Origin of the sequence: Rhizobacter sp. Root1238 (genome assembly GCF_001425825.1) — a bacterium.
Taxonomy (GTDB): Bacteria; Pseudomonadota; Gammaproteobacteria; order Burkholderiales; family Burkholderiaceae_C; genus Rhizobacter.
The window spans coordinates 187,234-213,964 of sequence record NZ_LMDM01000023.1 but is presented as its reverse complement, the minus strand read 5'-3'; the positions used below and the strand labels follow the sequence as shown (position 1 = coordinate 213,964).

General features: G+C 68.4%; 28 protein-coding genes. 14 read left to right on the top strand and 14 right to left on the bottom strand.

The features are described from left to right. Nucleotides 1–9: 9 nt before the first annotated feature. From ASC98_RS17745 to ASC98_RS17735, 3 genes are read right to left on the bottom strand one after another with little or no spacing between them, the layout of a single operon-like run. A complete protein-coding gene (locus ASC98_RS17745) occupies nucleotides 10–1,863 on the bottom strand; it encodes a dipeptide ABC transporter ATP-binding protein (protein WP_056811070.1) in 1,854 nt (617 codons plus the stop codon). After that, the gene (locus ASC98_RS17740; RefSeq protein WP_056811073.1) at nucleotides 1,860–2,858 is read right to left on the bottom strand and encodes an isoaspartyl peptidase/L-asparaginase family protein; all 999 of its coding nucleotides are present in this window, start codon (nucleotides 2,856–2,858) and stop codon (nucleotides 1,860–1,862) included. The genes ASC98_RS17745 and ASC98_RS17740 overlap by 4 nt, the downstream gene beginning before the upstream one ends. Beyond that, entirely contained in the window at nucleotides 2,855–3,781 is a 927-nt protein-coding gene (locus ASC98_RS17735; protein ID WP_082541652.1) for a MurR/RpiR family transcriptional regulator, read from the bottom strand. The genes ASC98_RS17740 and ASC98_RS17735 overlap by 4 nt, the downstream gene beginning before the upstream one ends. Nucleotides 3,782–3,958: 177 nt before the next feature. On the opposite strand from ASC98_RS17735, the gene ASC98_RS17730 reads away from it, so the two are divergent. Continuing rightward, a complete protein-coding gene (locus ASC98_RS17730) occupies nucleotides 3,959–4,210 on the top strand; it encodes a hypothetical protein (protein WP_056820278.1) in 252 nt (83 codons plus the stop codon). A gap of 7 nt (nucleotides 4,211–4,217) precedes the next feature. On the opposite strand, the gene ASC98_RS17725 is transcribed toward ASC98_RS17730, so the two are convergent. Further along, complete coding sequence (locus ASC98_RS17725) at nucleotides 4,218–6,539, bottom strand: ATP-dependent DNA helicase (protein WP_056811077.1); 2,322 nt, start codon at nucleotides 6,537–6,539, stop codon at nucleotides 4,218–4,220. A gap of 4 nt (nucleotides 6,540–6,543) precedes the next feature. Further along, nucleotides 6,544–7,074 (bottom strand): BON domain-containing protein, encoded by a 531-nt coding sequence (locus ASC98_RS17720; protein ID WP_056811080.1) that lies wholly within the window; start codon nucleotides 7,072–7,074, stop codon nucleotides 6,544–6,546. A 63-nt stretch (nucleotides 7,075–7,137) separates the two neighbouring features. Between ASC98_RS17720 and ASC98_RS17715 the strand changes: the two genes are divergently transcribed. Both ASC98_RS17715 and ASC98_RS17710 read left to right on the top strand, forming a co-directional pair. Then, nucleotides 7,138–8,007, top strand: a complete 870-nt coding sequence (locus ASC98_RS17715) for a helix-turn-helix domain-containing protein (RefSeq protein WP_056811083.1) — start codon at nucleotides 7,138–7,140, stop codon at nucleotides 8,005–8,007. Between the two features lie 41 nt (nucleotides 8,008–8,048). Beyond that, on the top strand, nucleotides 8,049–8,960 hold the full coding sequence (locus ASC98_RS17710; RefSeq protein WP_056812065.1) for an SDR family oxidoreductase: 912 nt from the start codon (nucleotides 8,049–8,051) through the stop codon (nucleotides 8,958–8,960). Here ASC98_RS17710 and ASC98_RS17705 read toward each other — a convergent pair. Next, nucleotides 8,954–10,387, bottom strand: a complete 1,434-nt coding sequence (locus ASC98_RS17705) for a peptide MFS transporter (RefSeq protein WP_056811086.1) — start codon at nucleotides 10,385–10,387, stop codon at nucleotides 8,954–8,956. The genes ASC98_RS17710 and ASC98_RS17705 overlap by 7 nt on opposite strands. 75 nt (nucleotides 10,388–10,462) lie before the next feature. Next, nucleotides 10,463–10,852 carry a VOC family protein gene (locus ASC98_RS17700; RefSeq protein ID WP_056811089.1) on the bottom strand — a complete coding sequence of 130 codons (390 nt, stop codon included), beginning with the start codon at nucleotides 10,850–10,852 and terminating at the stop codon, nucleotides 10,463–10,465. Between the two features lie 73 nt (nucleotides 10,853–10,925). On the opposite strand from ASC98_RS17700, the gene ASC98_RS17695 reads away from it, so the two are divergent. The 5 genes from ASC98_RS17695 (at nucleotide 10,926) to ahpF (ending at nucleotide 15,534) form a co-directional block, all read left to right on the top strand. Next, nucleotides 10,926–11,759: a hypothetical protein gene (locus ASC98_RS17695; protein WP_056811092.1), complete on the top strand. Its 834-nt coding sequence runs from the start codon at nucleotides 10,926–10,928 to the stop codon at nucleotides 11,757–11,759. Between the two features lie 60 nt (nucleotides 11,760–11,819). Continuing rightward, complete coding sequence (locus tag ASC98_RS30555) at nucleotides 11,820–12,008, top strand: hypothetical protein (RefSeq protein WP_056811096.1); 189 nt, start codon at nucleotides 11,820–11,822, stop codon at nucleotides 12,006–12,008. Nucleotides 12,009–12,018: 10 nt separating this feature from the next. Continuing rightward, nucleotides 12,019–13,143: a DNA polymerase III subunit beta gene (dnaN, locus tag ASC98_RS17685; protein WP_056811099.1), complete on the top strand. Its 1,125-nt coding sequence runs from the start codon at nucleotides 12,019–12,021 to the stop codon at nucleotides 13,141–13,143. 140 nt (nucleotides 13,144–13,283) lie between these two features. After that, a complete protein-coding gene (gene ahpC, locus ASC98_RS17680) occupies nucleotides 13,284–13,847 on the top strand; it encodes an alkyl hydroperoxide reductase subunit C (protein ID WP_047511617.1) in 564 nt (187 codons plus the stop codon). A gap of 109 nt (nucleotides 13,848–13,956) precedes the next feature. Next, the gene (gene ahpF / locus ASC98_RS17675; RefSeq protein ID WP_056811102.1) at nucleotides 13,957–15,534 is read left to right on the top strand and encodes an alkyl hydroperoxide reductase subunit F; all 1,578 of its coding nucleotides are present in this window, start codon (nucleotides 13,957–13,959) and stop codon (nucleotides 15,532–15,534) included. A gap of 184 nt (nucleotides 15,535–15,718) precedes the next feature. Here ahpF and ASC98_RS17670 read toward each other — a convergent pair whose 3' ends face one another. Continuing rightward, nucleotides 15,719–16,006 (bottom strand): hypothetical protein, encoded by a 288-nt coding sequence (locus ASC98_RS17670; RefSeq protein ID WP_157597724.1) that lies wholly within the window; start codon nucleotides 16,004–16,006, stop codon nucleotides 15,719–15,721. A gap of 150 nt (nucleotides 16,007–16,156) precedes the next feature. On the opposite strand from ASC98_RS17670, the gene ASC98_RS17665 reads away from it, so the two are divergent. Then, a complete protein-coding gene (locus ASC98_RS17665; RefSeq protein ID WP_056811107.1) occupies nucleotides 16,157–16,984 on the top strand; it encodes a YihY family inner membrane protein in 828 nt (275 codons plus the stop codon). Nucleotides 16,985–17,009: 25 nt separating this feature from the next. On the opposite strand, the gene ASC98_RS17660 is transcribed toward ASC98_RS17665, so the two are convergent. Genes ASC98_RS17660 through ASC98_RS17650 form a run of 3 tightly spaced genes read right to left on the bottom strand, consistent with a single transcriptional unit; the run spans nucleotide 17,010 to nucleotide 19,150 of the window. Beyond that, nucleotides 17,010–17,807 (bottom strand): phosphotransferase, encoded by a 798-nt coding sequence (locus ASC98_RS17660; protein WP_056811109.1) that lies wholly within the window; start codon nucleotides 17,805–17,807, stop codon nucleotides 17,010–17,012. Then, nucleotides 17,807–18,763, bottom strand: coding sequence for a prolyl aminopeptidase (gene pip / locus ASC98_RS17655; RefSeq protein ID WP_056811112.1), 957 nt, complete (start codon nucleotides 18,761–18,763; stop codon nucleotides 17,807–17,809). The genes ASC98_RS17660 and pip overlap by 1 nt, the downstream gene beginning before the upstream one ends. A 24-nt stretch (nucleotides 18,764–18,787) precedes the next feature. Next, nucleotides 18,788–19,150, bottom strand: coding sequence for a hypothetical protein (locus ASC98_RS17650; RefSeq protein ID WP_056811115.1), 363 nt, complete (start codon nucleotides 19,148–19,150; stop codon nucleotides 18,788–18,790). A 126-nt stretch (nucleotides 19,151–19,276) separates the two neighbouring features. Here ASC98_RS17650 and ASC98_RS17645 point away from each other — a divergent pair, with 126 nt between their 5' ends. Both ASC98_RS17645 and ASC98_RS17640 read left to right on the top strand, forming a co-directional pair. After that, nucleotides 19,277–19,561: a helix-turn-helix transcriptional regulator gene (locus ASC98_RS17645; protein ID WP_235581306.1), complete on the top strand. Its 285-nt coding sequence runs from the start codon at nucleotides 19,277–19,279 to the stop codon at nucleotides 19,559–19,561. A gap of 70 nt (nucleotides 19,562–19,631) precedes the next feature. After that, complete coding sequence (locus ASC98_RS17640) at nucleotides 19,632–20,423, top strand: alpha/beta fold hydrolase (RefSeq protein WP_056811121.1); 792 nt, start codon at nucleotides 19,632–19,634, stop codon at nucleotides 20,421–20,423. 143 nt (nucleotides 20,424–20,566) lie between these two features. Here ASC98_RS17640 and ASC98_RS17635 read toward each other — a convergent pair whose 3' ends face one another. The 3 genes from ASC98_RS17635 to ASC98_RS17625 all read right to left on the bottom strand — a co-directional run bounded on the left by ASC98_RS17635 (nucleotide 20,567) and on the right by ASC98_RS17625 (nucleotide 25,129). Continuing rightward, entirely contained in the window at nucleotides 20,567–21,688 is a 1,122-nt protein-coding gene (locus ASC98_RS17635) for a ComEC/Rec2 family competence protein (protein ID WP_056811123.1), read from the bottom strand. Nucleotides 21,689–21,699: 11 nt separating this feature from the next. After that, nucleotides 21,700–24,612 carry a hypothetical protein gene (locus ASC98_RS17630; RefSeq protein ID WP_157597723.1) on the bottom strand — a complete coding sequence of 971 codons (2,913 nt, stop codon included), beginning with the start codon at nucleotides 24,610–24,612 and terminating at the stop codon, nucleotides 21,700–21,702. Between the two features lie 181 nt (nucleotides 24,613–24,793). Further along, complete coding sequence (locus ASC98_RS17625; RefSeq protein ID WP_235581305.1) at nucleotides 24,794–25,129, bottom strand: KTSC domain-containing protein; 336 nt, start codon at nucleotides 25,127–25,129, stop codon at nucleotides 24,794–24,796. A gap of 199 nt (nucleotides 25,130–25,328) precedes the next feature. Here ASC98_RS17625 and ASC98_RS17620 point away from each other — a divergent pair, with 199 nt between their 5' ends. The 3 genes from ASC98_RS17620 (at nucleotide 25,329) to ASC98_RS17610 (ending at nucleotide 26,672) form a co-directional block, all read left to right on the top strand. Next, the gene (locus ASC98_RS17620; protein ID WP_056811130.1) at nucleotides 25,329–25,601 is read left to right on the top strand and encodes a DUF1203 domain-containing protein; all 273 of its coding nucleotides are present in this window, start codon (nucleotides 25,329–25,331) and stop codon (nucleotides 25,599–25,601) included. Nucleotide 25,602: 1 nt separating this feature from the next. After that, complete coding sequence (locus ASC98_RS17615; protein ID WP_056811133.1) at nucleotides 25,603–25,992, top strand: DUF4826 family protein; 390 nt, start codon at nucleotides 25,603–25,605, stop codon at nucleotides 25,990–25,992. A 131-nt stretch (nucleotides 25,993–26,123) separates the two neighbouring features. Then, a complete protein-coding gene (locus tag ASC98_RS17610; protein ID WP_056811135.1) occupies nucleotides 26,124–26,672 on the top strand; it encodes a GyrI-like domain-containing protein in 549 nt (182 codons plus the stop codon). The last annotated feature ends 59 nt before the right edge of the window (nucleotides 26,673–26,731 follow it).

The window sequence follows — 26,731 nt, the reverse complement described above, 5'->3', positions numbered from 1 at the left end:
AAGGGCAGATCAAAAGGCACCGCCGACTGCATGGCGGGCGACGAAGTGGCCGGGGCCGACCTGGTGCAGCGGCGCGACCTGCGGCGCGTCGCCGAGCGCGCGCACCGGGCTCGCGATCTCGTCGGACAGCAGCTCGCGCCGGTGCCGCCGTGTCGGGTCGGCCACCGGCACCGCGGCCATCAGCCGGCGGGTGTACGCATGCTGCGGATTCTCGAACACCTCGCGGCGCGGGCCGATCTCGACGATCTGCCCGAGGTACATCACTGCGACGCGGTGGCTGATGCGCTCCACCACCGCCATGTCGTGCGAGATGAACAGGTAGGCCATGCCGAACTCCTGCTGCAGGTCGAGCAGCAGGTTGACGATCTGCGCGCGGATCGAGACGTCGAGCGCCGACACCGCCTCGTCGGCGATCACCACCTTCGGGTTCAGCGCCAGCGCGCGGGCGATCGCGATGCGCTGCCGCTGGCCGCCGGAGAATTCGTGCGGGTAGCGGTTCGCCGCCTCGGCCGGCAGGCCCACCTTCTCGAGCAGCCAGCGCACGCGCGCCTCGGCGTCGGCCCGCGGCATCAGCTTGTGCAGCAGCAGCGGCTCCATCACGCTGTAGCCGACCGTCAGCCGCGGGTCGAGCGACGCGTACGGGTCCTGGAACACGAACTGGATGTCGCGGCGCAGCGCCTGCAGCGCCGCGCCTTCGAGCGGCGCGATGTCGCGCCCGGCCACCTCGACGCGGCCGGCCAGCGGCGCGACGAGCCGCGCCAGCGAGCGGCCGGTGGTCGACTTGCCGCAGCCCGATTCGCCGACCAGCGCCAGCGTCTCGCCGGCCTTCAGCTCGAAGCTGATCTGCTCGACCGCATGCACCTGGCGCTTCACGCTGCCGAGGATGCCGCTGCGCAGCGGGAAGCGGGTCACGAGGCCCTGCACCGACAGTACCGGCGGCAGGTCCGCGCGCACGCTGTCGGGCATCGTGACCTGGTGTGTTGCGGCGACCACCTCGTCGCCGGGCAATGCGAAGCGCGCCGGCAGGTCCTGCCCCTGCATCGCGCCGAGCTGCGGCACGGCGGCCAGCAGCGCCTTCGTGTACGGCTGCTGCGGCTGCGCGAACAGCGCGCGGCAGTCGCCGGATTCGATCCTGTCGCCGCGCCGCATCACCAGCACGCGGTCGGCGATCTCGGCGACCACGCCCATGTCGTGGGTGATGAAGATCACGCCCATCGACAGCTCGCGCTGCAGCTGCTGGATCAGCGCGAGGATCTGCGCCTGGATCGTCACGTCGAGCGCGGTGGTCGGCTCGTCGGCGATCAGCAGCGTCGGCCGGCAGGCCAGCGCCATCGCGATCATCACGCGCTGGCGCATGCCACCCGACAGCTGGTGCGGGTGCCGGCCCAGCACCTCGCGCGCCTCGGGGATGCGCACCAGGTCGAACAGGCGCAGCGCCTCGGCCATCGCCTCGCGTTGCGAGCGGCCCTGGTGCAGGCGGATCGATTCGGCCACCTGCTGGCCGACGGTGAACACCGGGTTCAGCGAGGTCATCGGCTCCTGGAAGACCATCGCGAGGTCGGCGCCGCGCAGGCTGCGCATGCGGCGCGCATCGGCCTGGGCCAGGTCGACGCGCTCGCCGTCGCGGCGCGTCAGCCACATCTCGCCGCTGTCGATGCGGCCGCCGCCGTGCTCGACCAGCCGCATCAGCGCGAGCGACGACACCGACTTGCCCGAACCCGATTCGCCGACGATCGCCAGCGTCTCGCCGGCATCGACATGGAAATCGAGCGCGCGCACCGCCTGCAGCCGCCCGCCTTCGATCGCGAAGCTGACGCCGAGATTGCGCACGTCGAGCACGCGGCGCATTGGGGTGCTGGTCATTGTTCGGGGCCCGCTTCGTCGGCGTAGATGGCAGACACCGGCGCTTCGCCGACCCGGGCCCAGCCGCGGTACATGCCTTCGGTGTTGAACGGCAGCGCGACGTTGCCGCGCGCATCGACGGCGATCAGCCCGCCGCGGCCGCCGAGCGGCGGCAGCTTGTCCATCACGACGCGGCGCGCGGCGAAGCGCAGCGGCAGCCCGACGTACTCGACCAGCGCCGACACGTCGTAGGCCGCCAGGCCGCGCATGAAGGCCTCGCCGACGCCGGTGCACGACACCGCGACGGTGCGGTCGTTGGCATAGCAGCCGGCGCCGACCAGCGGCGAATCGCCGACGCGGCCGGGGCGCTTGTTGGTCATGCCGCCGGTCGAGGTGGCGGCGGCCAGGTGGCCGTGCGCATCGAGCGCGACCGCGCCGACGGTGCCGAACTTGTCGCGCTCGTCGAGCGGCGCGGGCACGGTGGGTGCGTCATGACTTGCCGCGTCGTGGTCCAGCGCGATGCGGTCGCTGGCCTGCATCGCGTGCAGCTGCGCCAGCCGGTGCGGCGTGTCGAACCACTCGGGCGCGACGGTCTCGCAGCCGCACTCGGCGGCGAACTGCTCGGCGCCGGGGCCGATCAGCAGCACCGGGCCGCCGGCCTCCATCACCGCGCGCGCCGCGAGGATCGGGTTGCGCAGCGTGCGCACGCCGGCCACCGCGCCGGCGGCCAGGTCGCTGCCGCGCATCACGCAGGCGTCGAGCTCGTGGCGGCCGTCGGCGGTGTAGACCGCGCCGCGGCCGGCATTGAACAGCGGGCATTCCTCGAGCTGGCGCACCGCTTCGGTGACGACGTCGATCGCCGGCGCACCACCGGCGAGCATCGCCTGTGCGCTGCGCAGGATCTCGTCGAGCGCGGCGCGGTAGGCCGCCTGCTGCTCGGCCGAGATCGACGCGCGCGACAGGGTGCCGGCGCCGCCATGGATCGCGATCACGGGCGTTGTCGTTGAAAAACTCATCGCACGCGCCCCGGGTCGACCTGCAGCCACGGCAGCACGCCGCGGGCCATTTCTTCGGCGCGCTGCACCGCGCCTTCGGTGCGGTGCGCGAGTGCCGCCACCAGCGCTTCGAGCAGTGCCAGCACCGTCGCATTGGACGTCGGCGCGACCTGCCGGTCGACATGCGCATACAGCGTCACGTCGGCCAGCGGCACCAGCGGCGAACTCGGCTCGTCGGTCAGCGCCAGCACCTTGACGCCGCGCTCGCGCGCCAGCCGCGTCAACGCGATGGTGTCTTCGACGTAGCGCGGGAAGGCCAGCGCGATCAGCAGGTCGCGCGGCCCGCGCTTGACCAGCTGGCGCGCCGCATGCGAAGGCCCGCCGGCCTGCGCGAGGCTGCCGACACGCGAGCACAGCGGCTCGAGCTCGTGCTGCAGCACGCCCGCCAGGTACGCGCTGCTGCCCCAGCCGAGCGTCAGCACCTGGTCGGCCCCGGCGATCAGCGACACCGCCTGCTCGCAGGGCTGGTGCTGCAAGGCCTGCAGCGTGTGTTCGAGGTTCGCCAGCGTCTCGCGCAGCGACGCCACCATCGCCTGCTGCGTGCCGGTGGCCTGCCGCAGGTTGCTGCGCAGGCTCTCGACCGGGGCGAGGATGGCCTCGAAACCGCGTGCCAGCTCGGCGCGGAACTGCGGGTAGCCGGCGAAATTCAGCGCCCGGGCGAAGCGGTTGGCGGTCGCGATCGACACCGCGACCTCGCTGGCGAATTCATCGATGTTGAGCGTGGCCGCCCTGAACGGGTGCGCGAGCACGGCCTGGCCCATGCGCTGCATCGCGGCCGGCATCGCCGGCATGCCGGCGGCGACCTGCTGCAGCACCGGCAGGCTGGCGAATCGGCCCGCCCAGGCAGGGGCATCGGAACGGGCGGCGGGAGGCGTCACGGTCATGAAAACTGGGTTTCAGAAAACTTCGCGGACTGTAAAGCAACTTACAGGCCCGAGTTTCAGGGAGTACCAGAACACGGGGTCGGAACGCCTCCTGGTCCTACACGGAGCGGCGAACGCGTCCGACACGGCCAGTGACTGCGGGCGCCGATGATAAGCACCCCATCCAGGAGGACCTTCATGAAAAAGCTCATATCCATCTTCGCGTTGCTGTTCGCTGCCGGCACCGCGTTCGCGCAGGCCGGCACCGCCGTCAAGGAAGGCGCCAAGGCGACCGCCGAGACCGCGAAGCAAGGCACCGAGAACGTCAAGGGTGCCGTGACCGATGAGCCGTCGAGCACGGTGCACAAGACCAAGGCGAAGGTGCACAAGGCCAAGGCGAAGAGCCACGGCAAGAAGGCCAAGGCCGCGGCGAAGGAAACGGTTCAGTAAGAGCGGTTCAGCAGAGCTCGGCCTCGTCGCGCCGCGGCGGGGCGACCGCATCGATGCCGACGTGCCACCACGCCGGCAACAGGCCCCGCACCTGCGGCTTCGCGAAGCGGTCGTCGATCAGGATCACCACGCCTTCGTCGCTGGTGGTCCGGATCACCCGCCCGGCCGCCTGCACGACCTTCTGCAACCCCGGGTACAGGTACGCGTAGTCGTAGCCGGCCCCGAAACGCTGCTCCATCCGCTCGCGCAGGCATTCGTTCACCGGGTTCACCTGCGGCAATCCGAGCGTCGCGACGAACGCCCCGATCAGGCGCCGCCCCGGCAGGTCGATGCCTTCGGCGAACGCACCGCCCAGCACCGCGAAGCCGATGCCCTGCCCGTGTTCGGTGAAGCGCGCGAGAAACTGCTGACGCGACGCCTCGTCCATCGCGCGCGACTGCGACCACTGCGGCACGCCGGGGTGCGTCGCCTGCAGCAGCTCGGCCACCTGCTGCAGGTAGTCGAAGCTGCTGAAGAACGCCATGTAGTTGCCCGGCGCCTGCGCGTACTGCCGCGCGATCAGCGCGACGATGGGGGCGAGCGACTGCGCCCGCTGCTGCCACCGGGTCGAGATATGGCGCGCGATGCGCACCGACAACTGCCGTGCCTCGAACGGCGATTCGACATCGATCCATGCGGTGCGCTCCGGCAGCCCCAGCGTGTCTTCATGGAAGCCGGGCGGCGTCAGCGTGGCCGAGAACAGCGTCGTGGTGTGCGCCGCCGCGAAGCGCCCGCGCAGGTGCGGCGCCGGGATCAGGTTGCGCACGCACAGCGTCGAGCGGGTGCGGGTGGCGCGGCGTTCGGTGACCGTCAGGTCGACCTGCGAGTTCTCGTCCAGCAGCTCCAGCACGCGCATCACGTGCAGCGCGTCGAAGTAGAAGCGCAGCAGCGGCGTGTCATTCGGCGACTGGCCGTCGGCGAAGTGCTCGCCCAGCGCCGCGATCGCGTTCTGCAGCGCGTCGCGCCAGGCCGCGGGCGGTTTCTCGTGCACCGCGAAATCGTCCGCCTGCGCCTTGTTGAGCGCACTCCACGCGCGGTGCAGGCGGTCGAGCGCCGGCTTCACCGCGGGCGGCGCCTTGCTGCGCAGCGCGGCCACGTCGGCCTGCTGCAGCTCGGCCGAATACATCTTGCGGCCGCGTTCCAGCAGGTTGTGCGCCTCGTCGACCAGCACGCCGACGCGCCATTCGTTCGCGAGCGTCAGGCCGTGCAGCATGGCGCCGAGGTCGAACCAGTAGTTGTAGTCGCCGACCACCACGTCGGCCCAGCGCACCAGCTCCTGGCTCAGGTAGTAGGGGCAGACCTGGTGGGCCAGCGCGACCTCGCGCACGCGGGCCTGGTCGAGCGGGCCCGCTGCCGTGTCGAGCGCCGCGCTGCGCGCCGCCGGCAACCGGTCGTAGAAGCCGCGCGCGAGCGGGCACGAGTCGCCATGGCAGGCCTTGTCGGGGTGCTCGCAGGCCTTGTCGCGTGCGACCAGTTCGACCACCCGCAGCGGCGGTGCGTCGGCGGGGCCGGTGATGCGCCGCAGCGCCTCCAGCGCCAGGCCGCGGCCGGGCGTCTTGGCGGCGAGGAAGAACAGCTTGTCGAGCCGCTGCGCCGGGCTGGCCTTCAGCAACGGGAACACCGTGCCGATGGTCTTGCCGATGCCGGTGGGCGCCTGCGCGAGCAGGCAGCGGCCGCCGCTCGCCGCGCGGTACACCGCTTCGGCCAGCGGGCGCTGGCCGGCGCGGAAATCGGCATGCGGAAAGCGCAGGGTCTGCAACGCCGCATCGCGCGCGCCGCGGTGCGCCAGCTCCTGCGCGGCCCAGGCCAGGAAGCGCTCGCACTGCTGCTCGAAGAACTGCCGCAGCTCGGCCGCGCTGCAGGCTTCGCTGAACACCGTTTCCTGCTGCGTGCCGACGTCGTAGTAGACGAGCGCGACGCGCAGCTTCGACAGTTCGAAGCGCTGGCACAGCAAGGCGCCGTAGATCTTCGCCTGCGCCCAGTGCAGGTGGCGGTGGTTGGCCGGCTGGCGCGCGAGGTCGCCGCGGTGCGTCTTGATCTCTTCGACCAGGCCTTTGTCGGGGTCGTAGCCGTCGGCGCGGCCGCGCACCCGCAGCGCACCGTGCGTGCCGCTCAGGCTGACCTCCGCCTGGTAGCGTCCGCCGCGGCGCGACGCCACCATCGCATGCCCGGCGATGCCTTCCTGCGCCGACGGGCCGGGCGTGAAACGCAGGTCGAGGTCGCCCTGCTTGGCGGTGAACTCGCACAGCTCGCGCACGGCGATGGTGTAGGTGGGGGCGTCGGCGCTCATGGTGTCAACGCGGGAGTGTCGCAGGCCGGGTCTTGTACGGCGGCCGGGCCGCCGGATCGGTGCGCAGGATCGCGGTCGCCTGCTGCACGTGCGGCAGCGCCCGCACGAAGGTCTCGAGTCGGGCGGCCTCGGCATCGTCGCGCGCACAGCCTTCGAGGTAGACGACGCGCCCCTGCACGGTGACCCACAGCGTCGTGTCGGGGAACGGCGTGCGCTCGCCGGCCGGCGGCTGGAACGCCGCGCGGATCGCCGCGGCGATGTCGGCGTCGTACGCGTAGGCGTTCGGCCGGTCGCATTCCTTCGCGAGCCAGCAGGTCGTTCCCTTCTCGAGCCGGCGGTGCGCCTGCACGCGGCGGTCGGCCTCGTCGGTGAACGGACCGGCCGGCAACGGGCAGTCGGGCAGCGCGGCGCTGACCTGGAAGAACGGGTCGTCGAACCAGTTCTGCAGCGCGTCGGCCGCCCGGGCCGGGCTGCCGAGCGCGAGCAGCAGCGCGACGGCGAGTGCCTGCAGGCGGGACGGGGGGATGCGGTCCATGCGGCGAATCGTAGGCCCTGTTGCCCCTATGCTGCAGGTCGTGCACCCCGATGGAGGCGACCGTTGGCCCAGCGCCTGTTCCTTCGACTCGACGAAGACCCCGTCCAAGGCCCGGAATCCGGCACGCCCGCCGCCAGCCTGCAGGTGCTGCCGCTGCCCGCCGCGCTGCGGCCCTTCGTCGCCCAGATGCTGCTGTACCGCGAGCGCTTCGCGCCGGGCACCGAGGTCGTCGAACGCGTGATTCCCGACGGCGCGGTGCGCCTCGTCGTGCAGTGGGGCGATGCACCGGCGGCCGGCCCCGATGCGCGCCGGACCCTGCTCGCGATCGGCCCGTCGACGACACCGGCGGTGCTGCGCCTGTCGGGCCGCATGGCCGGGCTCGCGATCACGCTGCGCCACGGGGCGGCGGCCACGTTGCTCGGGCTACCGGTCGGCGAGATCGCCGGGCTGGCGCTGCCGCTTCAATCGCTGTGGCCGCGTGCCGGTGGCGAGGCCTTGTCCGCCCTCGGCGACCTGGAAGACGACGCGAGCCGCGTGCGGGTCGTGCAGCAGGCGCTGCTGCAGCGGCTGCGCCACGTGTCCATCACCGAGCACCGGCCGGCCGTGCAGGCGCTGCGCCTGCTGATGCAGGCCGGCGGCCGGCTGCCGGTGCCGGCGCTCGCCGCCGCGGTCGGGCTCGGCGAGCGCCGGCTGCAGCAGCTCTTCGACGCGCAGTTCGGGCTCTCGCCGCGCCGCTGGAGCCGGCTCGCGCGCCTGCACCGCTGCCTGCGCGAGCTGCGTGCGCAGCCGCAGCGCAGCTGGGCCGAGGTGGCGCTCGACGGTGGATTCTTCGACCAGTCGCACCTGGCCAACGAGTTCCGTGCGCTGTGCGGCTGCACGCCGGCCGAGTACCGGCGTCTCGCGATTGCGGAATCTTCCAAGACCGCCGCGTGATCGCCGCCGAAGATCGGCGCCATCGCAACCAGGAGACCCCGATGACGAACGACAGCAACCCACGCCCGCTGCAGGGCCGCGTGGCGGTGGTGACCGGCGCGAGCCGCGGTGCCGGGCGCGGCTGCGCGATCGAACTGGGCGCCGCCGGTGCCACCGTCTACGTGACCGGGCGCAGCACGCGTGCGCAACCCGCGCAGTCCTACGGCCAGTTGCTCGGGCTGTCGGAAATGACCGCCGTGCCCGGCAGCATCGACGACACCGCCGACGAGGTGACGCGGCTCGGCGGCCACGGCATCGCGGTGCGCTGCGACCACACGCAGGACGGCGAGGTGGCCGCGCTGTTCGCCCGCGTGCAGCGCGAGCACGGCCGCATCGACCTGCTGGTCAACAACGCCTGGGGCGGCCACGAAACCTTCGACGGGGTGTTCGACGCGCCGTTCTGGGCGCACCCGCTCGCGCACTGGGATTCGATGATCGACCGCGGCGTGCGCAACCACCTGCTGTCGAGCCGGCATGCCGCGCCGCTGATGGTGAAGCAGGGCCACGGCCTGATCGTCACGACCACCTTCTGGGACCGCGGCCGCTACCTGCGCGGCAACCTGTTCTACGACCTCGCGAAGACCGGCATGACGCGGCTGGCCTTCGGCATCGCCGAAGAGCTGAGGCCGCATGGCGTGGCCTCGGTCGCGGTGTCGCCCGGCTGGATGCGCACCGAGTTCGTGCTGGCGGGCCACCACACCGACGAGGCGCACTGGCACGAGCGGCCGGCCCTCGCGCGCACCGAGTCGCCGCGCTACCTGGGCCGTGCCGTTGCGGCGCTGGCGGGCGACCCGCAGGTGATGGGGCGCAGCGGCCAGGTGCTGCGGGTCGGCGACCTGGCGCAGGAGTTCGGCTTCACCGACATCGACGGCCGGCAGGTGCCGGCCTTCGAGATGGACCCGCCGGCTCAGTGAGCCGGCACCGCGCCGCTCGCGGCCGGCGACGCGCCCTGCCCGTTGTCGACCGCCGTCGGCGCCAGCAGCTTGCCGAACACCAGCTTCACGACCAGCAGCAGCACGCCGGCCCCGGCGACCAGCGCCGCATGCAGGCCCCAGAACTGCTGCCCCGGCATCGTCTCGAGGAAGCCCGCCAGCCAGCCGACGAAGGTGTTGGCCAGGAACAGGTGCAGGTAGTAGGTGCCCATCATCAGCCCCTCGAGCTTGTGCGGCGCGGTGCGCGAGTACAGCGCCAGCCCGACCGGCATCACGTTCGCGAAGCCGATGTCGTTGAGGACCGCGTAGCCGATGGCCCAGCCGAAGCCGACCTTCTCGTGCGAATGGTCGACGATGCCGGAGGCGATCACCAGCAGCAAGGGCGCGGCGGCGGCGATCAGCGAGCCGAGCGCCATCTTCGTGATCTCGTCCGGCTCGCGACGGCGCGTCGCCCACCAGCGCCAGAACGCGATCGAGCCGATCATCGCCGCGGTGCTCGCGACGGCGTCGATCGCCTGCAGCCAGCTCACCGGCACCTGCCAGCCGAACAGCACCAGGTCCATGTGCTGCTGCGACCACAGCGGGAAGGCGTTGTTGTACTGCTGGTTGCCGACGACCGTGCCCATCAGCACCGGGATCAGCGCAACCAGCAGCACCAGGCGGCCCTTCTCGGCCGCGCTCATGGCGGCGCGCGGCACGGCCACGCCGGCCGCCTTCTCGGCGCGGCGCTCGCGCAGCGGCTCGGGCGGCAGGTGGCGCCGGCCGCCGAGGTAGACGAACAGGCCGATCACCATGCCGACGCCGGCAGCGCCGAAGCCCCAGTGCCAGGCCACCTTCTCGCCCAGCGTGCCGCAGACGATCGGCGCGACGATCACCGCGATCTGCACCGCCAGCATGAAGATCTGGAACGCGCTCGCGCGGCGCTTGTCGCCGGGCGCGTACAGGTCGCCGACCTGCGCCGCGATGTTGCCCTTGAAGCAGCCGACGCCGATCAGCAGGCACAGCAGCGCGAAGAAGAAGCTGGCCTCGAAGGCCATCAGGAAGTGGCCGGTGGCCATCAGCACCGCGCCGATCACGACGGTCTTCGTGCGGCCGAGCACGCGGTCGGCGAGCAGGCCGCCGAACAGCGGCGTCAGGTAGACGAAGCCCGCGTAGAGCCCGAACACCACGGAGGCGAGCTGCTGCGGCGTGCGCGGGCCGGTGACGTTCTCGATGGCGCCGCGGATCGCATCGATGCCGGCGACGTTGCCGATGTTCTCGGGCAGGAACAGGTAGTTGGTGAGGTACAGCACCAGCAGGGCCTGCATGCCGTAGTACGAGAAACGTTCCCAGAGCTCGCAGAAGGCGAGCCAGCCGAGGCCGGCGGGGTGGCCGAAGAAGGCACGGTCGTTGGAGGCGGAGGTGGACACGGGTAGTGGCTTCCGAAGGAAATGGGGTAATCCGGGAATGTCGCTGAAATGGCCGGGCGGCACAACTCGCGAAGATCAGGAGGAGGCTTCGTACAGCTCCAGCGGCAACCCGTCCGGATCGGCGAAGAACACGAAGCGCCGGCCGGTGTACTCGTCGACGCGGATGTCTTCCACCGCCACGCCCCTGGCTTCGAGCGCCGCCTTGCACTGCGCGACGTCGCCGACCTCGAACGCCAGGTGGCGCAGGCCGCGCGCCTCGGGGTACGACGGGCGCGGTGGTGCGTTGTCGAACGAGAACAGCTCGACCTGCGAGCCGTCGGGCAAGGCCAGGTCGAGCTTGTACGAGTTGCGCTGTGCGCGGAAGTGTTCGGCGATCACCGCGAGCCCGAGCGTCTCGGTGTAGAAGCGCTTCGAGACCGCGTAGTCGGCGCAGATGATGGCGGCGTGGTGGATGCGGAGCAGCATCGGGCGATTGTCGGGGCATCCATCGCGGCTCTCTACAATGCGCCCCCTTTTGCCTCAGATCGAACCCGCGCCCATGGACCTCGTCGTCAACGAAGAACTCAAAGCCTACATCGACCCGTTGACGCCCGACGAACACGATGCGCTGGAACGCAGCATCCTCGCCGAAGGCTGCCGCGACGCGCTGGTGCTGTGGGGCGACATGCTGGTCGACGGGCACAACCGCTACGGCATCTGCCGCAAGCACGGGCTGCCGTTCCAGACGGTGCAGAGCACGCGCTTCCAGTCGCTGGAAGACGTGCACCTGTGGATGATCGACCAGCACCTCGGCCGGCGCAGCCTGTCGGACTACCAGCGCGGCGTGCTCGCGCTGCGCAAGCGCGAGATCGTCGCCGGGCAGCGCGCGCGCCGCCTGGCCGAACCGGCCGAGACCGCGTCGCCCGCGCCGGCCGCAAACGCCGCAGCGCTCGACACCCGCGAGGCGCTCGCGAAGGCCGCGCGCATCAGCAGCAACCAGGTCGTGCTGATCGAGAAGATCCGCAAGCAGGCCGCGCCCGAGCTGGTCGAGGCGATCAAGGCCGGCACGATCTCGATCAACGCCGCGGCGGCGGTGGCGAGCCTGCCGGCCGAAGAGCAGGTGGCGGCCGCAGCCGCCGGCAAGGACGAACTGAAGCAGGCGGCGAAGCGGGCGCGCGATTCGCGCCGCCGGGCGCCGGCCGACGACGCGGCGACCACCACCGCCCCGCCGCCGGAGCCGGCTGCGTCCGAAGGCGCCACCGACACGCTCGAGGCACTGCAGCAGCGCGTCGCCGTGCTGACGGCCGAGAATGCCGCGCTGAAGCTGAAGATCGCCGACCTGCACGCCCAGCTTCGCGCCAACGCCGGCGAGGCCGACATCGCACCGTTCTGATCCACGGTATAGTTTCCGGATGATGGATACACATGTGTGTATCCAAACCCGGAAACACCGATGAACACCAAAGACGCCGGGATGCGGATCCGCATCGAGCGCGAGCTGCGCGATGCCTTCGTGCAGGCTTGCCAGTCGCAGGGGCTGGCCGCCTCTGAAGTGCTGCGCGACTTCATGCGCAGCTTCGCCGCCAAGCACTCCGCCGAACAGGCGCAGCTGTTCGGCCAGGCCAAGCCCACGCAGCCGTGAGGAGCCGCCGATGATCGTGCTGAAGGCAACCCAGGCGAAGCTGCTGGCCGCGCTGCAGGCCGTCTGCGGCATCGTCGAGCGGCGCCACACGCTGCCCATCCTCGCCAACGTGCTGATCCGCAAGACCGGCACGTCGATCGCCCTCACCACGTCGGACCTCGACATCGAGGTCGGCCACCAGGTCGAGCTGGGTGGCGATGCCGGCGACTTCGCGACGACGGTGTCGGCGCGCAAGCTGGTCGACATCCTGCGTGCGATGCCGGCGGACCAGGTCGTCACGCTGAGCGCCGAACCCGGCCGGTTGCGGCTGCACGGCGGCCGCAGCCGCTTCATGCTGCACACGCTGCCGGCCGAGCAGTTCCCGCTGGTCGCGCGCGCCACGGACACCACGGCGACGCTGCGCCTGCCGCAGGCGGTGCTGAAGTCGCTGGTCGACCAGGTGGCCTTCGCGATGGCCACGCACGACATCCGCTACTTCTTCAACGGCATGCTGCTCGCGACCGACGGGCGGCGCATCCGCCTCGTCGCGACCGACGGCAACCGGCTCGCGCTGGCCGAAGCCTCGGTCGACGCCGACCTGCCGACGCAGCAGGCGATCGTGCCGCGCAAGGCGGTGCACGAGCTGCAGCGCCATCTGCGGGGCGGCGCGGGCCAGGATGACGGCGAGTCCAGCGTCGAGATCCGCCTCGCGCCGGCACAGGCGAGCTTCGACCTGAACGGCATCCGCTTCATCACCAAGCTGATCGAGGCCCGCTTCCCCGATTTCGAGCGCACGATCCCGAAGGCGAACCCGCATGCCGTCACGCTCGGCCGCGTGGCACTGCTCGACTGCCTGCAGCGCGCCTCGCTGATGACCAGCGACAAGTTCCGCGGCATCCGCCTCAGCGTGGCGCCGGGCGTGCTGCGCATCGTGTCGACCAATGCCGAGCGCGAGGAGGCCGACGAAGACCTCGAAGTCGACTATGCCGGCGCGCCGATCGAGATCGGCTTCAACGTGACCTACCTGACCGAGATGCTGGCCGAGACCGACGCCGAGATGGTGACGATCGCGCTGCAGGACGCCGCGTCCGCCGTGCTGTTCACCTTTGCGCAGCGCGACGGCTTCAGGTACGTCGTCAGCCCGATGCGACTCTGAGCTTCATCGACCCTTGTCGATCGATAGTTTTTGACCATCGACTTGATCTAGTCAATTAATCCCACAAATGCTGCACTGCGGCCAAAATGCGTTTCGCCAGTTCGTTTTTTCTTCCAACCAAGCACCAAGGAAATCACACGATGTCGCTGATCAACACCCAAGTCCAGCCGTTCAAGGTTGAAGCTTTCCACAACGGCAAGTTCATCGAGGTCACCGAAGCCAGCCTGAAGGGCAAGTGGTCGACGCTGATCTTCATGCCGGCCGCCTTCACCTTCAACTGCCCGACCGAAGTCGAAGACGCGGCCGACAACTACGCCGAATTCCAGAAGCTGGGCACCGAGGTCTACATCGTCACGACCGACACCCACTTCGCGCACAAGGTGTGGCACGAAACCTCGCCGGCCGTCGGCAAGGCCAAGTTCCCGCTGATCGGCGACCCGACGCACAAGCTGACGCGCGCGTTCGGCGTGCACATCGAGGAAGAAGGCCTGGCGCTGCGCGGCACCTTCGTCATCAACCCCGATGGCGTCATCAAGACCGTCGAAGTGCACGACAACGCGATCGCGCGTGACGTGAAGGAAACGCTGCGCAAGCTGAAGGCCGCACAGTACGTCGCGAAGAACCCCGGCCAGGTCTGCCCGGCCAAGTGGAACGAAGGCGCCGCCACGCTGACGCCGTCGCTCGACCTCGTCGGCAAGATCTAAGACCTCTCTCTCGTTTTTTCCCCTGCCAGGCCGCCCTGCGGCCCTGCCTTCGGGCGGGGCCGCCCGGGCGGAGCTTTTCCCGAACACGAACGACTCAAAGGACCATCACATGTTGGACGCCACCCTCCAGGCCCAGCTCAAGGGCTACCTGCAACGCCTGACGCAGCCGGTCGAACTGGTGGCGTCGCTCGATGACCGTCCCGCCTCGGCCGAGATGCGCGAGCTGCTGCAGGAGATCGCCGGCCTGAGCGAGCTGGTCAGCGTGCGTTTCGACGGCAGCGATGCGCGCCGCCCGTCGTTCAACGTCAGCCGTGCCGGTGCCGGCATGGGCGTGCGCTTCGCCGCGATCCCGATGGGCCACGAGTTCACCTCGCTGGTGCTGGCGCTGCTGCAGGCCGGCGGCCACCCGCCGAAGGTCGAGGCGGAGGTGATCGAGCAGATCAAGTCGCTGACCCGCGAAGACGGCGGCGATTTCGTGTTCGAGACCTACATGTCGCTGACCTGCCACAACTGCCCCGACGTCGTGCAGGCGCTGAACCTGATGGCGGTGCTGAACCCGCGCATCAAGCACGTCGCGATCGACGGCGGCCTGTTCCAGGACGAGGTCGAAGGCCGCCAGATCATGGCCGTGCCGACCGTCTACCTGAACGGCGAGGTGTTCGGCTCGGGCCGCATGGAGGTCTCCGAGATCCTGACCAAGGTCGACACCGGCGCTTCGGCGCGCGTGGCGGCCAAGCTGGGCCAGAAGGACGCGTTCGACGTGCTGATCGTCGGCGGCGGCCCGGCCGGCGCGGCGGCGGCCGTGTATGCGGCGCGCAAGGGCATCCGCACCGGCATCGTCGCCGAGCGCTTCGGCGGGCAGACGCTGGACACGCTGGGCATCGAGAACTACGTGTCGATCCTCGAGACGCAGGGCCCGAAGTTCGCGGCCGCGCTGGAAGCGCACGCCCGTGTCTACGAGGTCGACATCATGAACGGCCAGCGCGTCGCGGCGCTGGAGCCGGCCGCGCAACCGGGCGGCGAGATCACCGTGACGCTGGAGAACGGCGCCGCGCTGAAGAGCCGCAGCGTGATCCTGTCGACCGGCGCGCGCTGGCGCAACGTCAACGTGCCCGGCGAGGCCGAGTACAAGAACAAGGGCGTGGCCTACTGCCCGCACTGCGACGGCCCGCTGTTCAAGGGCAAGGCGGTGGCGGTGATCGGCGGCGGCAACTCGGGCGTCGAAGCCGCGATCGACCTGGCCGGCCTGGTGGCCCACGTCACCGTGGTCGAGTTCGCCGACACGCTGAAGGCCGACGCGGTGCTGGTGAAGAAGCTGCACAGCCTGCCGAACGTGACGGTGCACACCAACGCGCAGACCACCGAGATCACCGGCGACGGGCAGAAGGTGAACGGCCTGGTCTACAAGGATCGCGCGACGGGTGTCGAGCACCGCGTGGAGCTGGCGGGCGTGTTCGTGCAGATCGGCCTGGTGCCCAACACCGAGTTCCTGAAGGGCACGCTGGAGCTGAGCAAGCACGGCGAGATCATCGTCGACGCGCGCGGCGCGACGAACCAGCCCGGCGTGTTCGCGGCGGGCGATGCGACGACGGTGCCGTTCAAGCAGATCATCATCGCCGCGGGCGATGGCGCGAAGGCGGCGCTGTCGGCGTTCGATCACCTGATCCGCACGCCGGTGGCGGCCTGAGGTACCTCGCACGACGCCAGCGGCTTCGACAAGCTCAGCCCGAACGGGTCATTTCCGTTCGACAGACCCACCACACCGTTCGCCCTGAGCCTGTCGAAGGGCCTGTTCGCGCAGCACCAGGGTCTCGACAAGCTCAACCCGTACGGAGTGCCCTCGACTCGAAGGGCGTCGATCGTGCATCGCTTCACCCTGCATGGGTGCCATGCTTCACGACCTGCCAGCCTTCCCCGGCCGACAACCGCAGCGTGACGCGCAACGGGCACGCGCCGTCGAACTCCATCTGCAGCTCCGGCTCGTCGACGCTGCGGCCCGCGGCCCAGCGCCGCAGCCGGTTCCCGTTCGTCTGGCGCGGCGAGACGCCGAGCAGGCGATCGACGCGGCAGCCCTCGCCGCGCGCGTTCAGCTGATTCACGAAGGCCTGTGCCACCGCGATGGCCTCGGCGGGCCGGTGCTCGGCTTTCAGCCACGCCAAGCAGGCAGCGGCCGCAGTTGCGACAACCACCAGGGCCACGGCAGCAATGCGGTTGCGTCGAGACAAGCGTGGAATCATCGGCGTGTGATGGTAGCGAGTGCGCGGGCCGAGCGTCGGCGAGGGGGCCCATTCATGCAGAATGGCCGCCCGATGATCACCCTCACCCGACTCACGATCCAGCGCGCCCGCGCCGAGCGCCTGCCGCAGATCGCCGGCAGCCTGACCTTCACGACCGTGCTGTCGGTGGTGCCCTTCCTGGCGGTGTGCTTCGCGCTGTTCACCCGCTTCCCGATGTTCAAGCGCCTCGAGGACGCGATCGAGGAGCACCTGCTGCGCAGCCTGCTGCCCGAGGAGATCTCGCGCACCGTGTTGCGCTACCTCGCGCAGTTCGCGACCAATGCCGGCGGGCTGACGCTGGTCGGCTCGCTGTTCCTCGTCGTCACCGCGGTCGCGCTGCTGCTGACGGTGGAGAACGCGCTGAACCAGATCTGGAAGGTCAAGAAGAACCGTCCGTTCCTGAAGCGCGTCGGCCTGTACCTGTTGGTGATCGCGGCCGGCCCGCCGCTGCTCGGCGTGAGCCTCTGGGCCACGTCGTATGCCGTGAGCGCATCGGCCGGCCTGATCGAGACGCTGCCGCCGTGGGCCAAGTTCGCCCTGACGCTCGGGCCGGCACTGATCGGCTCGATCGCGATGGCCGCCCTCTTCCACACCATGCCGAACACCCGCGTGCGAAAGCGCGATGCGGCCATCGGCGGGCTGATCGCCGGCATCGCGTTCGAGCTCGGCAAGCGCGGCTTCGCGGCCTACGTGCTGAAGCTGCCGACCTACAAAACGGTGTACGGCAGCTTCGCGGCGTTTCCGGTGTTCCTGCTGTGGGTGTACTTCTCGTGGCTGGTCACGCTGGCGGCGGCGCTGGTCACGTCGAACCTGGCGCTGGCGCGCAAGCAGCGCGCGGCCGGGAAGCCGGCGCGGGCCTGATCGGCTCAAGCACGGCGCGGGCCGCTCAAGGGCCGACGATGCCCTCGAAGGCCAGCACCGGCTCGAACTCGCGCCATGTCGCGTGGAACGCCGCGGCGTTCGCGACATCGACGAAGAGCGGAACGCACAGGCGGAACACCACGGCGCGCAGCACCAGCTGCCGCCGAAGGGACGGCACCAGACCGAGCGCTTCCAGCGACGCCGCCGGCTCGTGGTGCCACGCGACGCTGTCGGCCACGAGCACCGTGTGCGCATACGCGACCGGCCGGAAAGCCGGTGAAATGTCGATGACGACCGGCGCATCGCCATCGAACAGGATGTTGCCTGCCAGGTCGGTGTGGACGAACTGGCTCGGCAGGTCGACAGGCTCGCACCGGGCCCGCAGCGACGACAGCACGGCCTTGACGTCCTGCGGCGCGGCATCGGGCAGCCCGCGCTCGTGCCACGCCACGCGGGCGGCTTCGATCCACGGACTGCGCCACGCGTCGAAAGCCGGCGGCCTGGCGACGAGCCGGGTCGCGCGATGGAAGGCATCGGCTGCCGCCAGCTTGTCGGCGATCCGGCCTTCGACAAAACCGCCGCCGAAGTACCGCGTGGCGCCCAGGCCCTGCTCGCACCACCGGCCGGCTCGCGACCGCACCGGCACGGCCACCTTCAGGCCCTCGAAGTCCACGCGCTCCAGCGCATCGCCCAGCCACTCGTGTTTGCGGAGTTCGTCGACCGGCTTCAGCACCAGCGCGCCGGCACGAACCGAACGGCCCTGCCCGCCGGGCAAGCGCTCGACGGTGGATGCCTCGGTGAATCGACGAACCGCTTCGTCCATCAGCGGCCATGGCTGTCGGCGAACGCATCGGTCGCGGCGACCAGTTCCGACGTGATGCCCGGTTCCATCGACGAATGCCCGGCATCGGGCACGACGACCAGCTTGGCCGACGGCCACGCATCGGCCAGCGCGAAGGCATAGCGCACCGGGCAGATCACGTCGTAGCGACCGTGCACGATGGTGCACGGCAGGTGCGCGATGCGCGGCACGCCGGCGATCAGCTGGTTCGGCGTCAGGAAGGCGCCGTTGATGAAGTAGTGCGCTTCGAGCCGCGCAAGGTTCAATTCGAAGACCGCATCGTCGGGCCGCAGCGGCTCGACCGGCAGCGGGATCAGCCGCAGGCACGCGCCTTCGTAGTGGCTCCACGCGCGCGCCGCGGGGGCGTGCACAGCGGGATCGGGATCGCTGAGGCGGCGCTGGTAGGCGGCCAGCAGGTCGTCGCGCTCGGCCGGCGGAATGGCCTGCGCGAACGCCTCCCACTCCTTCGGATAGAACTGCCGCATACCATGCAGCCACCACTGCTGTTCTTCGGTGCTGGCGAGCCAGATGCCGCGCAGGACCAGGCCGAGGCAGCGTTCGGGATGGGCTTGCGCGTAGGCGAGCGACAGCGTTGAGCCCCACGAGCCGCCGAACACCAGCCACTGTTCGATGCCGAGCCGCTCGCGCAGGCGCTCCAGGTCGGCGATCAGCAGCGGCGTGGTGTTCTCGCGGCATTCGCCGGAAGGCGTCGACTGGCCGGCGCCGCGCTGGTCGAGCAGCACGATGTGGTAACGGGCGGGGTCGAAGAAGCGCCGGTCGTTCGGCGAGGTGCCGGCACCGGGGCCGCCGTGCACGAAGATGACCGGGATGCCTGCCGGGTTGCCGCATCGCTCCCAGTGCAGCGAGTGCAGGTTGCCGGCCGGCATGAAGCCGGATTCCAATGGCTCGATCGGGGGATAGTGGGTGCGCAGCGTCATGCGACCGACTGTAGGCGAAAAGCGTCAGCGGCCGAGGCGGCAGCGGCATGGCGGACGGACCGGCTCGTCCCGGCGCGATCGCCCCGGCGGCGCGCCGCAGTCGAGACCGCAGCGCGGCAGTGCCAGCAGCTGGTTGCCCCAAGCACCGTGCGCGGTGCGGGCTCGCAGATGGGGCGGCTGGCCGGGCTCGCGAACGACGTCGAGGTACAACCCCGGTTGGCCCCACGCATCGGCCACGTAGTAGCGCTCGATGCCGCGCTCGATGCAGCGGACCGCCTGCGCAATGTCGAAGCGCCATTTCCGCTCGCTGTCGCCGATGTGGGTGATCAGCTCGTGGCTGGGCGGAGGGGCCGACAGGGTGACGCAGTTGACTTCGTAGGCTCTCATGCCGGATTCCCCTTCGTCTGCTTCCGTTGCGGTCCTGAATGAAGCCCATGGCGTTCAAAAAACAATCCAAAGACTTCGTTTTGTACCCCTAAGTTAACACTTGGAAACCCAAAGAAGGTGGAGGACTTGTGCAGACGCCGCAATCCTTCGCGGATGAAAAAGAGTTCGAGCAAGAAGCTGACGGCCCGCGACGTATTCGCGCGCAACTTGCGACGGGTGCGGCGCGCCAGGGAGCTGTCGCAGGAAGCGCTCGGGCTGGACGCAGGAATCACCCGCCCTTACGTCAGCAGCGTCGAACTCGGGCGGCGCAACATTTCGATCGACAACATGGGCCGCCTCGCCGACGCCCTTCGCGTGCCGCTGCGCGACTTGGTCGACCCGGACAAGTTCACCGACCTCGACGAAGGCTGAACGCGCGCGAGCGGTGTAAGAACCAGCGCTGCGGCTGCGACGCACCAGGATCCAACTTCCGGTACGCCGCATGTTCACTCGCCGCCAGTTCTCCACCCGTGTTGCCGCTGCCGTCGGACTGGCCGCCTCCGCCCGCCTTGCCGTGGCCGACACCGCACCCGCCGCCGCACCGGCCGTGCGCAATGTCGTCCTCGTGCACGGCGCGTATGCCGACGGGTCGTGCTGGTCCGACGTGATCGCACTGCTGCAGCACGCCGGCCTGCGCGCCACCGCGGTCCAGAACCCATTGACTTCGCTCGCCGACGATGTCGCGGCGACCCAGCGCATCCTTGCGCTGCAAGACGGCCCGACGCTGCTGGTCGGCCACTCGTGGGCCGGCACGGTGATCAGCGAGGCGGGCGTGGACCCGAAGGTGGTGGGACTGGTCTACGTGGCCGCGCGAGCGCCCGATGCGGGGGAAGACTACGGCGCGCTGGCCGCCAAGTTCCCGACGCCGCCGGCAAGCGCCGGGCTCGTCAAGTCGGGCGGCTTCGCGCAATTGAGCGAAGAGGCCTTCTTGCGCGACTTCGCCGGCGACCTGCCGGCCGCCAAGGCGCGCGTGCTGTACGCGTTGCAAGGCCGCATCGCGGAGACGCTCTTCGCATCACGCACCACGGCGGCCGCGTGGCGCAGCAAGCCGAGCTGGTACGCGGTGTCGACGCAGGACCGCACGACGTCGCCCGAATTGCAGCGCTTCGTCGCGGCGCGGATGAAGGCGAAGACGATCGAGCTCGCGTCGAGCCATGTGTCGCTGATCAGCCATCCGCGGGAGATTGCGGGGTTGATTCTTGAGGCGGCGGGGCAAGCGGCTATTGCCAAGTAGCTCGAATTCGAAACGCATCCGAGAGGATCAGCAACGACGGCCATCGGTTGTCATGCAAATGACGGATGCTCGCGCCAACATCATCCGGCAAGCTCCCCAAGTGCGACGAGGCCTCCAAATTTTCAGCTATTTCGTGCGGCCGCTCATGGCGGCAGACCCGCCACATCAATCACGCAGCCTTCCTCGCCATCGGCGGGATAGGACGCGTGATACTCAATACCCTGACCCAGGTCTTCATCGTCCCAGACCCCGCTGGAGTCAGAGCGGTAGTTGAAGTGGATGAAGGGATCTGCCCCACCGTGGCGCACGATTCTGGCGATCGCTGCGCCATCGGGGTGGTTGTAGCGTTTGCCATTTGTAGAGACGAGGTAGTGCCCGCAGTCGAGCTTGTCGAGCAAGTCGATGCTGATATTGCCTGCACTGCCGTGATGGGGAAGTTTGAAGAGATGAAGACGCAAGCGCTCGATGTCGCGCTCCTTGAGCAGCCTGTCGATCGATGCAGAAAGCACTGGCGCGTAGGCATCCGCGCCCAGCAGCACGGCGCGGTCGGCGAACTCGGCGAGCACGGCAATGCTGGTCCCGTTTGCTTCCGCCGTGTCGGGGTCGAACGGCTGCTTCACCAGTTCGTCCACGTTGCGCGAGCCTCCGAGTGCATCCCTGGGTTTGAGCGTGGGCTGCCCTTCAAGAAACGCAAGCACCGCATCGCCATCGGTCCAGTCGATTTTGGGCTTGGCGTCAGTGAGTTCCTTGTCCCACTTCTTGATCATTGCCTCGAGTTGCGGACGCCCCGGAGACAGCACCGTCAAACGCATTCCGCCCGCAAGCATTCGAGAGGGCAGCGCACCACGTGCGGAAACCTCGACGGGCCACCCTTCGAAGGCCTTGTTCCAGTGGATCGTCTGCTTCGAAAGCATGGCGGCCAGGAATTCGCCCTGCTTTGACCCAAGTCGGTCCAGAGCGACCTGCTTGCCGTCCAGATGGTCACGGCCGTTGAACCAAACTTCATTGACGTCCAGTTCCAGATCCTGTACTGCGCCAAGCAGCTTGACCATGCCGGCGATGTGATCCTCGTCGACGTGGGTGACCATCAGCAGTTCGAGTCTCCGGGGACGACTCAGTTGCAGGACCTTCGCTTCGACATGAGCGAATGTCCCGGCCACACCGCCGTCTATCAGCACGTGATGAATGCGGTCCTCCTCGCCGTATTCGATCCAGAGGGCGTCGCCGAACGACGCTGGCAGTGACTCGATGGTGAACACGGACATACGACCTCCCCTCACTCGATCAACCAATCCGCATCGCCTGATGCACTCAGCGCCAGGACAATAGGGAATCCATTAGCCAGCATTTCACGCCGCAGACGAAGCATCACCTGGCCCAGCGGGGCGGGACCACTCGCCACTGCAGCTTGGAGCCCCTTGATCAAGCGCACGCAGATAGGCGAGATCTGCCTACCCAGCACGACGGCACCGGTGCTGACGATGATGGATGCTCCGTAGCGCCTGAACTTGGGTACGTAGCCGAGATAGGAGGTCTTCGGTGCGCCTGTCTCACAACCCAGCAGCAACACGATGGCGCCGGGCATGGTCTTGGGGCCCTTGATGACCCTGTCGTCGATCGAACTCAGCAGCAAGCGATGCGTCGCCAGCGTTCCAGGACCGATCGACAGTTCCGGCAGCTCGTTGGGCGACTCCTCGTTGTGCGGCAGCATCACCATCAACAGCGGTGAGTGGCTGCTGATTCCCGTGCGCCAGAGGTCCCAGTCGCTTGCGGTGTATGTGTGACTCGATGCTCCCTTCAGCGCGGCAAGCACGTCGGCAGAGGCTTGCGCGCTGTGCGCGTCCATTCGATCACTGTGCGCGAACAGGATGCTCTGGAATGCCTTGATGGATTTGCGGTGGGTGTCGGGTTCCGATTGAAGCCGAAAGTCGCCGACCTGCACCTTGTCGCCGCTGTGCCGATGCCACTCGATCACCTTGCGCAGGCCCCAGAAACCTCTCGGGCAGACCACCTTTTCGTCGGGCCCTGCCGCTGGACAGGCGTCATTGCAGGGTGCGGGTGCGGCGGCCATGGAGCCGCCCAGGCACTTGGCTGCGCCCGGGCAGAGCGGCGCGCTCGCCCCTGGGGCGGGCTGGTCGTAGAAGAACTCGATCGGAAGTCGAGCCCAAGACTCGGCAGCCACCACCTGCACGCGCTCGGCGTCGATCAGGGCCCGGTCGACCTCGTGGTCTTGAACGATGGCCTCGAACATCTCGCGCCCATACTGGGCCAGGCTCCTGAGCAACCGAACGACTGCCTTGGACTCGAGACCGCCTTCGTAATGCTCCGGCTTCTCGCTGACCTCGCTCAGTTCCCCGTCAATGAAGTTGATTGTCTTGGCAAGATCAGGAGGAGTTCGCAGCACAGCCGATGGCCCGCTGGCAATGGCCACACCAGGGCCGTTCGTCAGCGAGTCATTCACGACCAGGAAGGCGTCGAACTTCCACCGCTCGTCGAGCCCTGTCAGGTCCTGCTTGATCACCATCTCGAGGCCCCGGGAGAAGGCCCCGCGAACGTCACCGTTGCGGGCCTGGACAGGAGCCTCGAGCCAAGCCGACTGCAGCACTCGGTTGGCATGGGCGACAACGACACGTGCCTTGAAGGGTGCTGAACCGTCGCCCACCACGCATTTGAACTCGATGGGTTCGCTGTTGCCTGCTACGGGTAGGAAAAGCGACGCGTTCTGAGCCTGCTCACCTGAGTTGGCGAACACGTAAACCTGCAGTGTCCAGCCGTCCAGATCTGGAGGCGGCAACAGCTCGGTGCGGAAAGGCTCTTCGCCAAAGCCTGGCCATGCGCCGTCCTCGTCACCGATCCGGACGCGGACAAAACAGGCGCCACGATGCGCCAGAGCATCGAACCTTTCCACCAGTCGGTTGCCCTCGACACGCAGCAGTTGGGCTTGCAGGAAGCGCAAAGCACTGGGAGACGTCAGCTCGCCAAGCTCAGGTGCCGCAGCGTCGAACAAGACATCGAGATGTGCTGAGCCCAGGTCCCTCGTCGGCGGACGAGTTGCCACCGGCCTGATCGGGATCCGGGCGACAACAAGGGCAAGTGCAGCGATCACGGACGCGCCGTTGCTCTCGCGGTCGAAATCAAAGGGAGTCAAGCGCGTGCGCAACGCCCGTGCCAGCCCGCGGGCATTGACCGAGGCGTCGACTCCGAGGGCTTGCAGTGCCGAGCCCGGAATCCCTCTCACCACCTCGGAGGGAATGACTTGCTTCAGTTGCGAGAGGAGCATCGCCCGACGTCGGCTGACGTGGGCGTGTTCCAGCAACGCCTTGCCGAGCCACATCGTCGGCGCACTTAACTTCGCCCTTTCCGCGGCACGCATGGCCGCCACATCGACGGTCACCGTGTGGGACAGCGCGCGTACGAACTCGATCACCCAGGACACCGCAGCCCCGTCACCGACGTGCATGCCCGACTGGGACACGAGGCCAGTGGCCTTGAGCCGGCGCATCATCTTGGTCACCGACGCGGGGCGCGCTGGTGCAACGTCCTTCTGCGACATGGGTGTCGCGACAATCAGGCAGTCTGCATCGACCTGGCCCTCCGAGTTGCCAAGGAAGGTGTCGCCTGCGGCTCCCGTCTCGGCGAAGACCAGGGTGAAGTCGGCTCGGTCGTCATCGCCGTCGGACAGCACCCTCACGTGGTCGGCCATCCAACCCCGATTCGCCAGAATCGCTTTGCGGAACGCATTCAGCGCGGCCCGATCAACACCCGGTGTGGCCAGCACGCGCAGCTTCATCGGCCAGTTCCATTCGGGTCTCGGCCTGTTTACGGAGATCCGAGCCGACAGAGACTCGATTCGTGTGTCCCGATTGACCAGCGACTTGGTGGCATCCTTGAGCAGATCGAAGCTGGCAGAAAGTTGCAGACGTGCGCCGGTCCTGGGTGGCTCGATCCGGTGCCTGCCATGGCCATCGATGGCAAGCCGCTGGCGAAACCACCTTTCGCGGTCATTGAACGACTGGTCCCAGATCTCATCGAGTATTTCGGGAGTTGGCATCCAGTTCGGCAGTTGCCCGTTGTCGTCAACTGGCATCTGCCACCGCAGGAGAGGTGACTCTTTTTCAATCAGTCCAGCCAACAACTCGCGCAGCAGTTGAGCAGCCGAGGCAGGCATCAGTTTCGGGTTCGGATTCATTGCCGACAGACGGCTAGCATCTATCGCCGCCAGGACTCCGGCCGCAGCGAGTGCCCGCGCAAAACGCTCCGGGCTGAGTCGACCCCCCCACTCGCTACCTGACCCTTGCTGAAGCCTTGCCATGCTCAACTCTTTCGAAGATCACGACGCCGCCTTGCAGTGCCGTCGCGCCGCAAAATCTTCACCCCCGATACTTCTTCGGAACCGGATGCGTCCTGCAGTCGAACAGCCCATCGCGCCCACTGCCCTTGATCCGCGCCTCGAAGTACTGCCGCTTCGACCCCGCCGAGCGCAGCCCCTGCACTGTGCCAGCGTCGATTTCGCAGTAGTGGTAGTAAGTCGAGCGCAGGCGAATGACCATGTAGCGCTCGGCCGAGTCGTAGCAGATCCGGGTGACGTCGCTGCCCTCACTCACCTCGACGCAAACAAAGGCATCCAACGACACCGGCCCGTGGTACTTCACCGGCACGGTCTCCGCCAGCGCAGGCCCGCACGCCAGAAGAAGCAGCGTGATCATCAAGAAGCCAGTCATCCTGCCCATGCGCCCCCCTAACTCAAGGTGCAAGTCTGTCAGCGGCCGTTGCGCTCCGAAGCAGGAAATCCCTTCCCCATTTCAGATGAGATGAGGGATTCGCCTCTTCAGAACTCCACGTCCGAAAGCGGCGAGCCCTCACACCGTGCGACGACGATGCCAGCTCCCCACTACCGGACGCCCCATGCATCACTCCCAACTGATTGCCCTGCCCCCCACTGAGTTCGCCCCCCTCCTCACCCTCTCCGACCAGGCCCTCGCCAAGCAAGGCGCACAACGCCACATCGCCACCGCCAACACCGGCTACCCCTGCCGCATCAGCCTCGAAGACGCCAAGCAAGGCGACGAGCTGCTCCTGCTCCCCTACGAGCACCAACCCGCCGCCAGCCCCTACCGAGCCTCCGGCCCGATCCACGTGCGCCGCGGCGCCGTGCAGCGCGTGCTGCCCTGCCGATGAGGTGCCGCCCTACCTGAGCTCGCGCCTGCTCTCCGTGCGCGCCTACGACAGCGCCCACGCGATCATCGACGCCAGCGTGTGCGAGGGCACGCACGTCGCCGACGAGAGCATCGCCACTCCCGGCTTCACAGGTTGGTGGGCAGTCTCGGGAGACATGCCGAACGACCATGTATCCGCCAGCAAAGCCAGCAATCCACGCGAGGCAGTCCGCGCGATTGCACCCCTTTGGCAAGAGGCTGCTCAGTACATGGCGCGCGGGGAAAAGCACCCGACCTTCCGCATCGGCTCAGGCAAACAAGACGAGGAGCTTGCGCCGATGTTGGCGTCAAGAGCTGAACTGCTGCTGGAGTGGGTCAGCGATCCGCAGGCGTGGGAAGAAGACGAGGCCTGACTCTCCAGCGATCGAACAGCCCTTTGCCGGAACATGTCGATTCGAGGGAACCTCGTTCGTCGTATTCGAGGCGTGCCCGGCAGAACTGGCTCAATCCTGAGGCAGGCCGAGGCAAGGCAGAAAGGCCAGACATGAAGGCAGAGAACGTCATCGGCCCCGCCTCGATCGTCGACAAGCCGGAGAGACCCTACCTCGGATTGCGTTTCGAGACCCCCTTCGGCGGGATGTTCGCCTTGGTCACGAAGGCCCTGAAGGAACTGCGGACGTGGGCCCATGAAAACGGCTTGTCGGAGCAGGCACCGTACTTCCTGAGGTACTACCACTGCGACATGAAAAGCATCATGGAGGTGGAAGTCGGCCTGGTGACGAGCTCCGTTCTGCCAGGTGATGAGCGCATCAAGCCGGGCGTCCTTCCCGCAGGGAGGTATGCCACGTTGGTCTACCGGGGCAACGGGCTTCGCGGCAACCAGGCCCTGATGAAGTGGGCGAAGGATTCGGGAATTGCCTTCGATCCACTGGTCGCCGACCGTGCGGAGTCGTATGCATGCAGGTACGAGGCCTACCTGACCGATCATCGCGTCGAGCCGAGAAAGCTTCTTTGGGACGTCGAGCTGTCGATCAAGATTGCCGATCAGGTCCGACTCAGGCCGTCGTACAGGCCTCTCTCAAAGTCGCCGTAGAGCTTCACGACGGCGGGATCGTAGAAGGGCAGTACCTGTGTGAACACCGTTCCCGTGAC

What these genes read in the sequence shown, in the direction of transcription:
- ASC98_RS17745 (WP_056811070.1), bottom strand. Translation starts at nt 1,863, where the DNA reads ATGACCAGCACCCCAATGCGCCGCGTGCTCGACGTGCGCAATCTCGGC.
- ASC98_RS17740 (WP_056811073.1), bottom strand. Translation starts at nt 2,858, where the DNA reads ATGAGTTTTTCAACGACAACGCCCGTGATCGCGATCCATGGCGGCGCC.
- ASC98_RS17735 (WP_082541652.1), bottom strand. Translation starts at nt 3,781, where the DNA reads ATGACCGTGACGCCTCCCGCCGCCCGTTCCGATGCCCCTGCCTGGGCG.
- ASC98_RS17730 (WP_056820278.1), top strand. Translation starts at nt 3,959, where the DNA reads ATGAAAAAGCTCATATCCATCTTCGCGTTGCTGTTCGCTGCCGGCACC.
- ASC98_RS17725 (WP_056811077.1), bottom strand. Translation starts at nt 6,539, where the DNA reads ATGAGCGCCGACGCCCCCACCTACACCATCGCCGTGCGCGAGCTGTGC.
- ASC98_RS17720 (WP_056811080.1), bottom strand. Translation starts at nt 7,074, where the DNA reads ATGGACCGCATCCCCCCGTCCCGCCTGCAGGCACTCGCCGTCGCGCTG.
- ASC98_RS17710 (WP_056812065.1), top strand. Translation starts at nt 8,049, where the DNA reads ATGACGAACGACAGCAACCCACGCCCGCTGCAGGGCCGCGTGGCGGTG.
- ASC98_RS17700 (WP_056811089.1), bottom strand. Translation starts at nt 10,852, where the DNA reads ATGCTGCTCCGCATCCACCACGCCGCCATCATCTGCGCCGACTACGCG.
- ASC98_RS17695 (WP_056811092.1), top strand. Translation starts at nt 10,926, where the DNA reads ATGGACCTCGTCGTCAACGAAGAACTCAAAGCCTACATCGACCCGTTG.
- ASC98_RS30555 (WP_056811096.1), top strand. Translation starts at nt 11,820, where the DNA reads ATGAACACCAAAGACGCCGGGATGCGGATCCGCATCGAGCGCGAGCTG.
- dnaN (WP_056811099.1), top strand. Translation starts at nt 12,019, where the DNA reads ATGATCGTGCTGAAGGCAACCCAGGCGAAGCTGCTGGCCGCGCTGCAG.
- ahpC (WP_047511617.1), top strand. Translation starts at nt 13,284, where the DNA reads ATGTCGCTGATCAACACCCAAGTCCAGCCGTTCAAGGTTGAAGCTTTC.
- ahpF (WP_056811102.1), top strand. Translation starts at nt 13,957, where the DNA reads ATGTTGGACGCCACCCTCCAGGCCCAGCTCAAGGGCTACCTGCAACGC.
- ASC98_RS17665 (WP_056811107.1), top strand. Translation starts at nt 16,157, where the DNA reads ATGATCACCCTCACCCGACTCACGATCCAGCGCGCCCGCGCCGAGCGC.
- ASC98_RS17660 (WP_056811109.1), bottom strand. Translation starts at nt 17,807, where the DNA reads ATGGACGAAGCGGTTCGTCGATTCACCGAGGCATCCACCGTCGAGCGC.
- pip (WP_056811112.1), bottom strand. Translation starts at nt 18,763, where the DNA reads ATGACGCTGCGCACCCACTATCCCCCGATCGAGCCATTGGAATCCGGC.
- ASC98_RS17650 (WP_056811115.1), bottom strand. Translation starts at nt 19,150, where the DNA reads ATGAGAGCCTACGAAGTCAACTGCGTCACCCTGTCGGCCCCTCCGCCC.
- ASC98_RS17640 (WP_056811121.1), top strand. Translation starts at nt 19,632, where the DNA reads ATGTTCACTCGCCGCCAGTTCTCCACCCGTGTTGCCGCTGCCGTCGGA.
- ASC98_RS17635 (WP_056811123.1), bottom strand. Translation starts at nt 21,688, where the DNA reads ATGTCCGTGTTCACCATCGAGTCACTGCCAGCGTCGTTCGGCGACGCC.
- ASC98_RS17630 (WP_157597723.1), bottom strand. Translation starts at nt 24,612, where the DNA reads ATGAATCCGAACCCGAAACTGATGCCTGCCTCGGCTGCTCAACTGCTG.
- ASC98_RS17625 (WP_235581305.1), bottom strand. Translation starts at nt 25,129, where the DNA reads ATGATCACGCTGCTTCTTCTGGCGTGCGGGCCTGCGCTGGCGGAGACC.
- ASC98_RS17620 (WP_056811130.1), top strand. Translation starts at nt 25,329, where the DNA reads ATGCATCACTCCCAACTGATTGCCCTGCCCCCCACTGAGTTCGCCCCC.
- ASC98_RS17610 (WP_056811135.1), top strand. Translation starts at nt 26,124, where the DNA reads ATGAAGGCAGAGAACGTCATCGGCCCCGCCTCGATCGTCGACAAGCCG.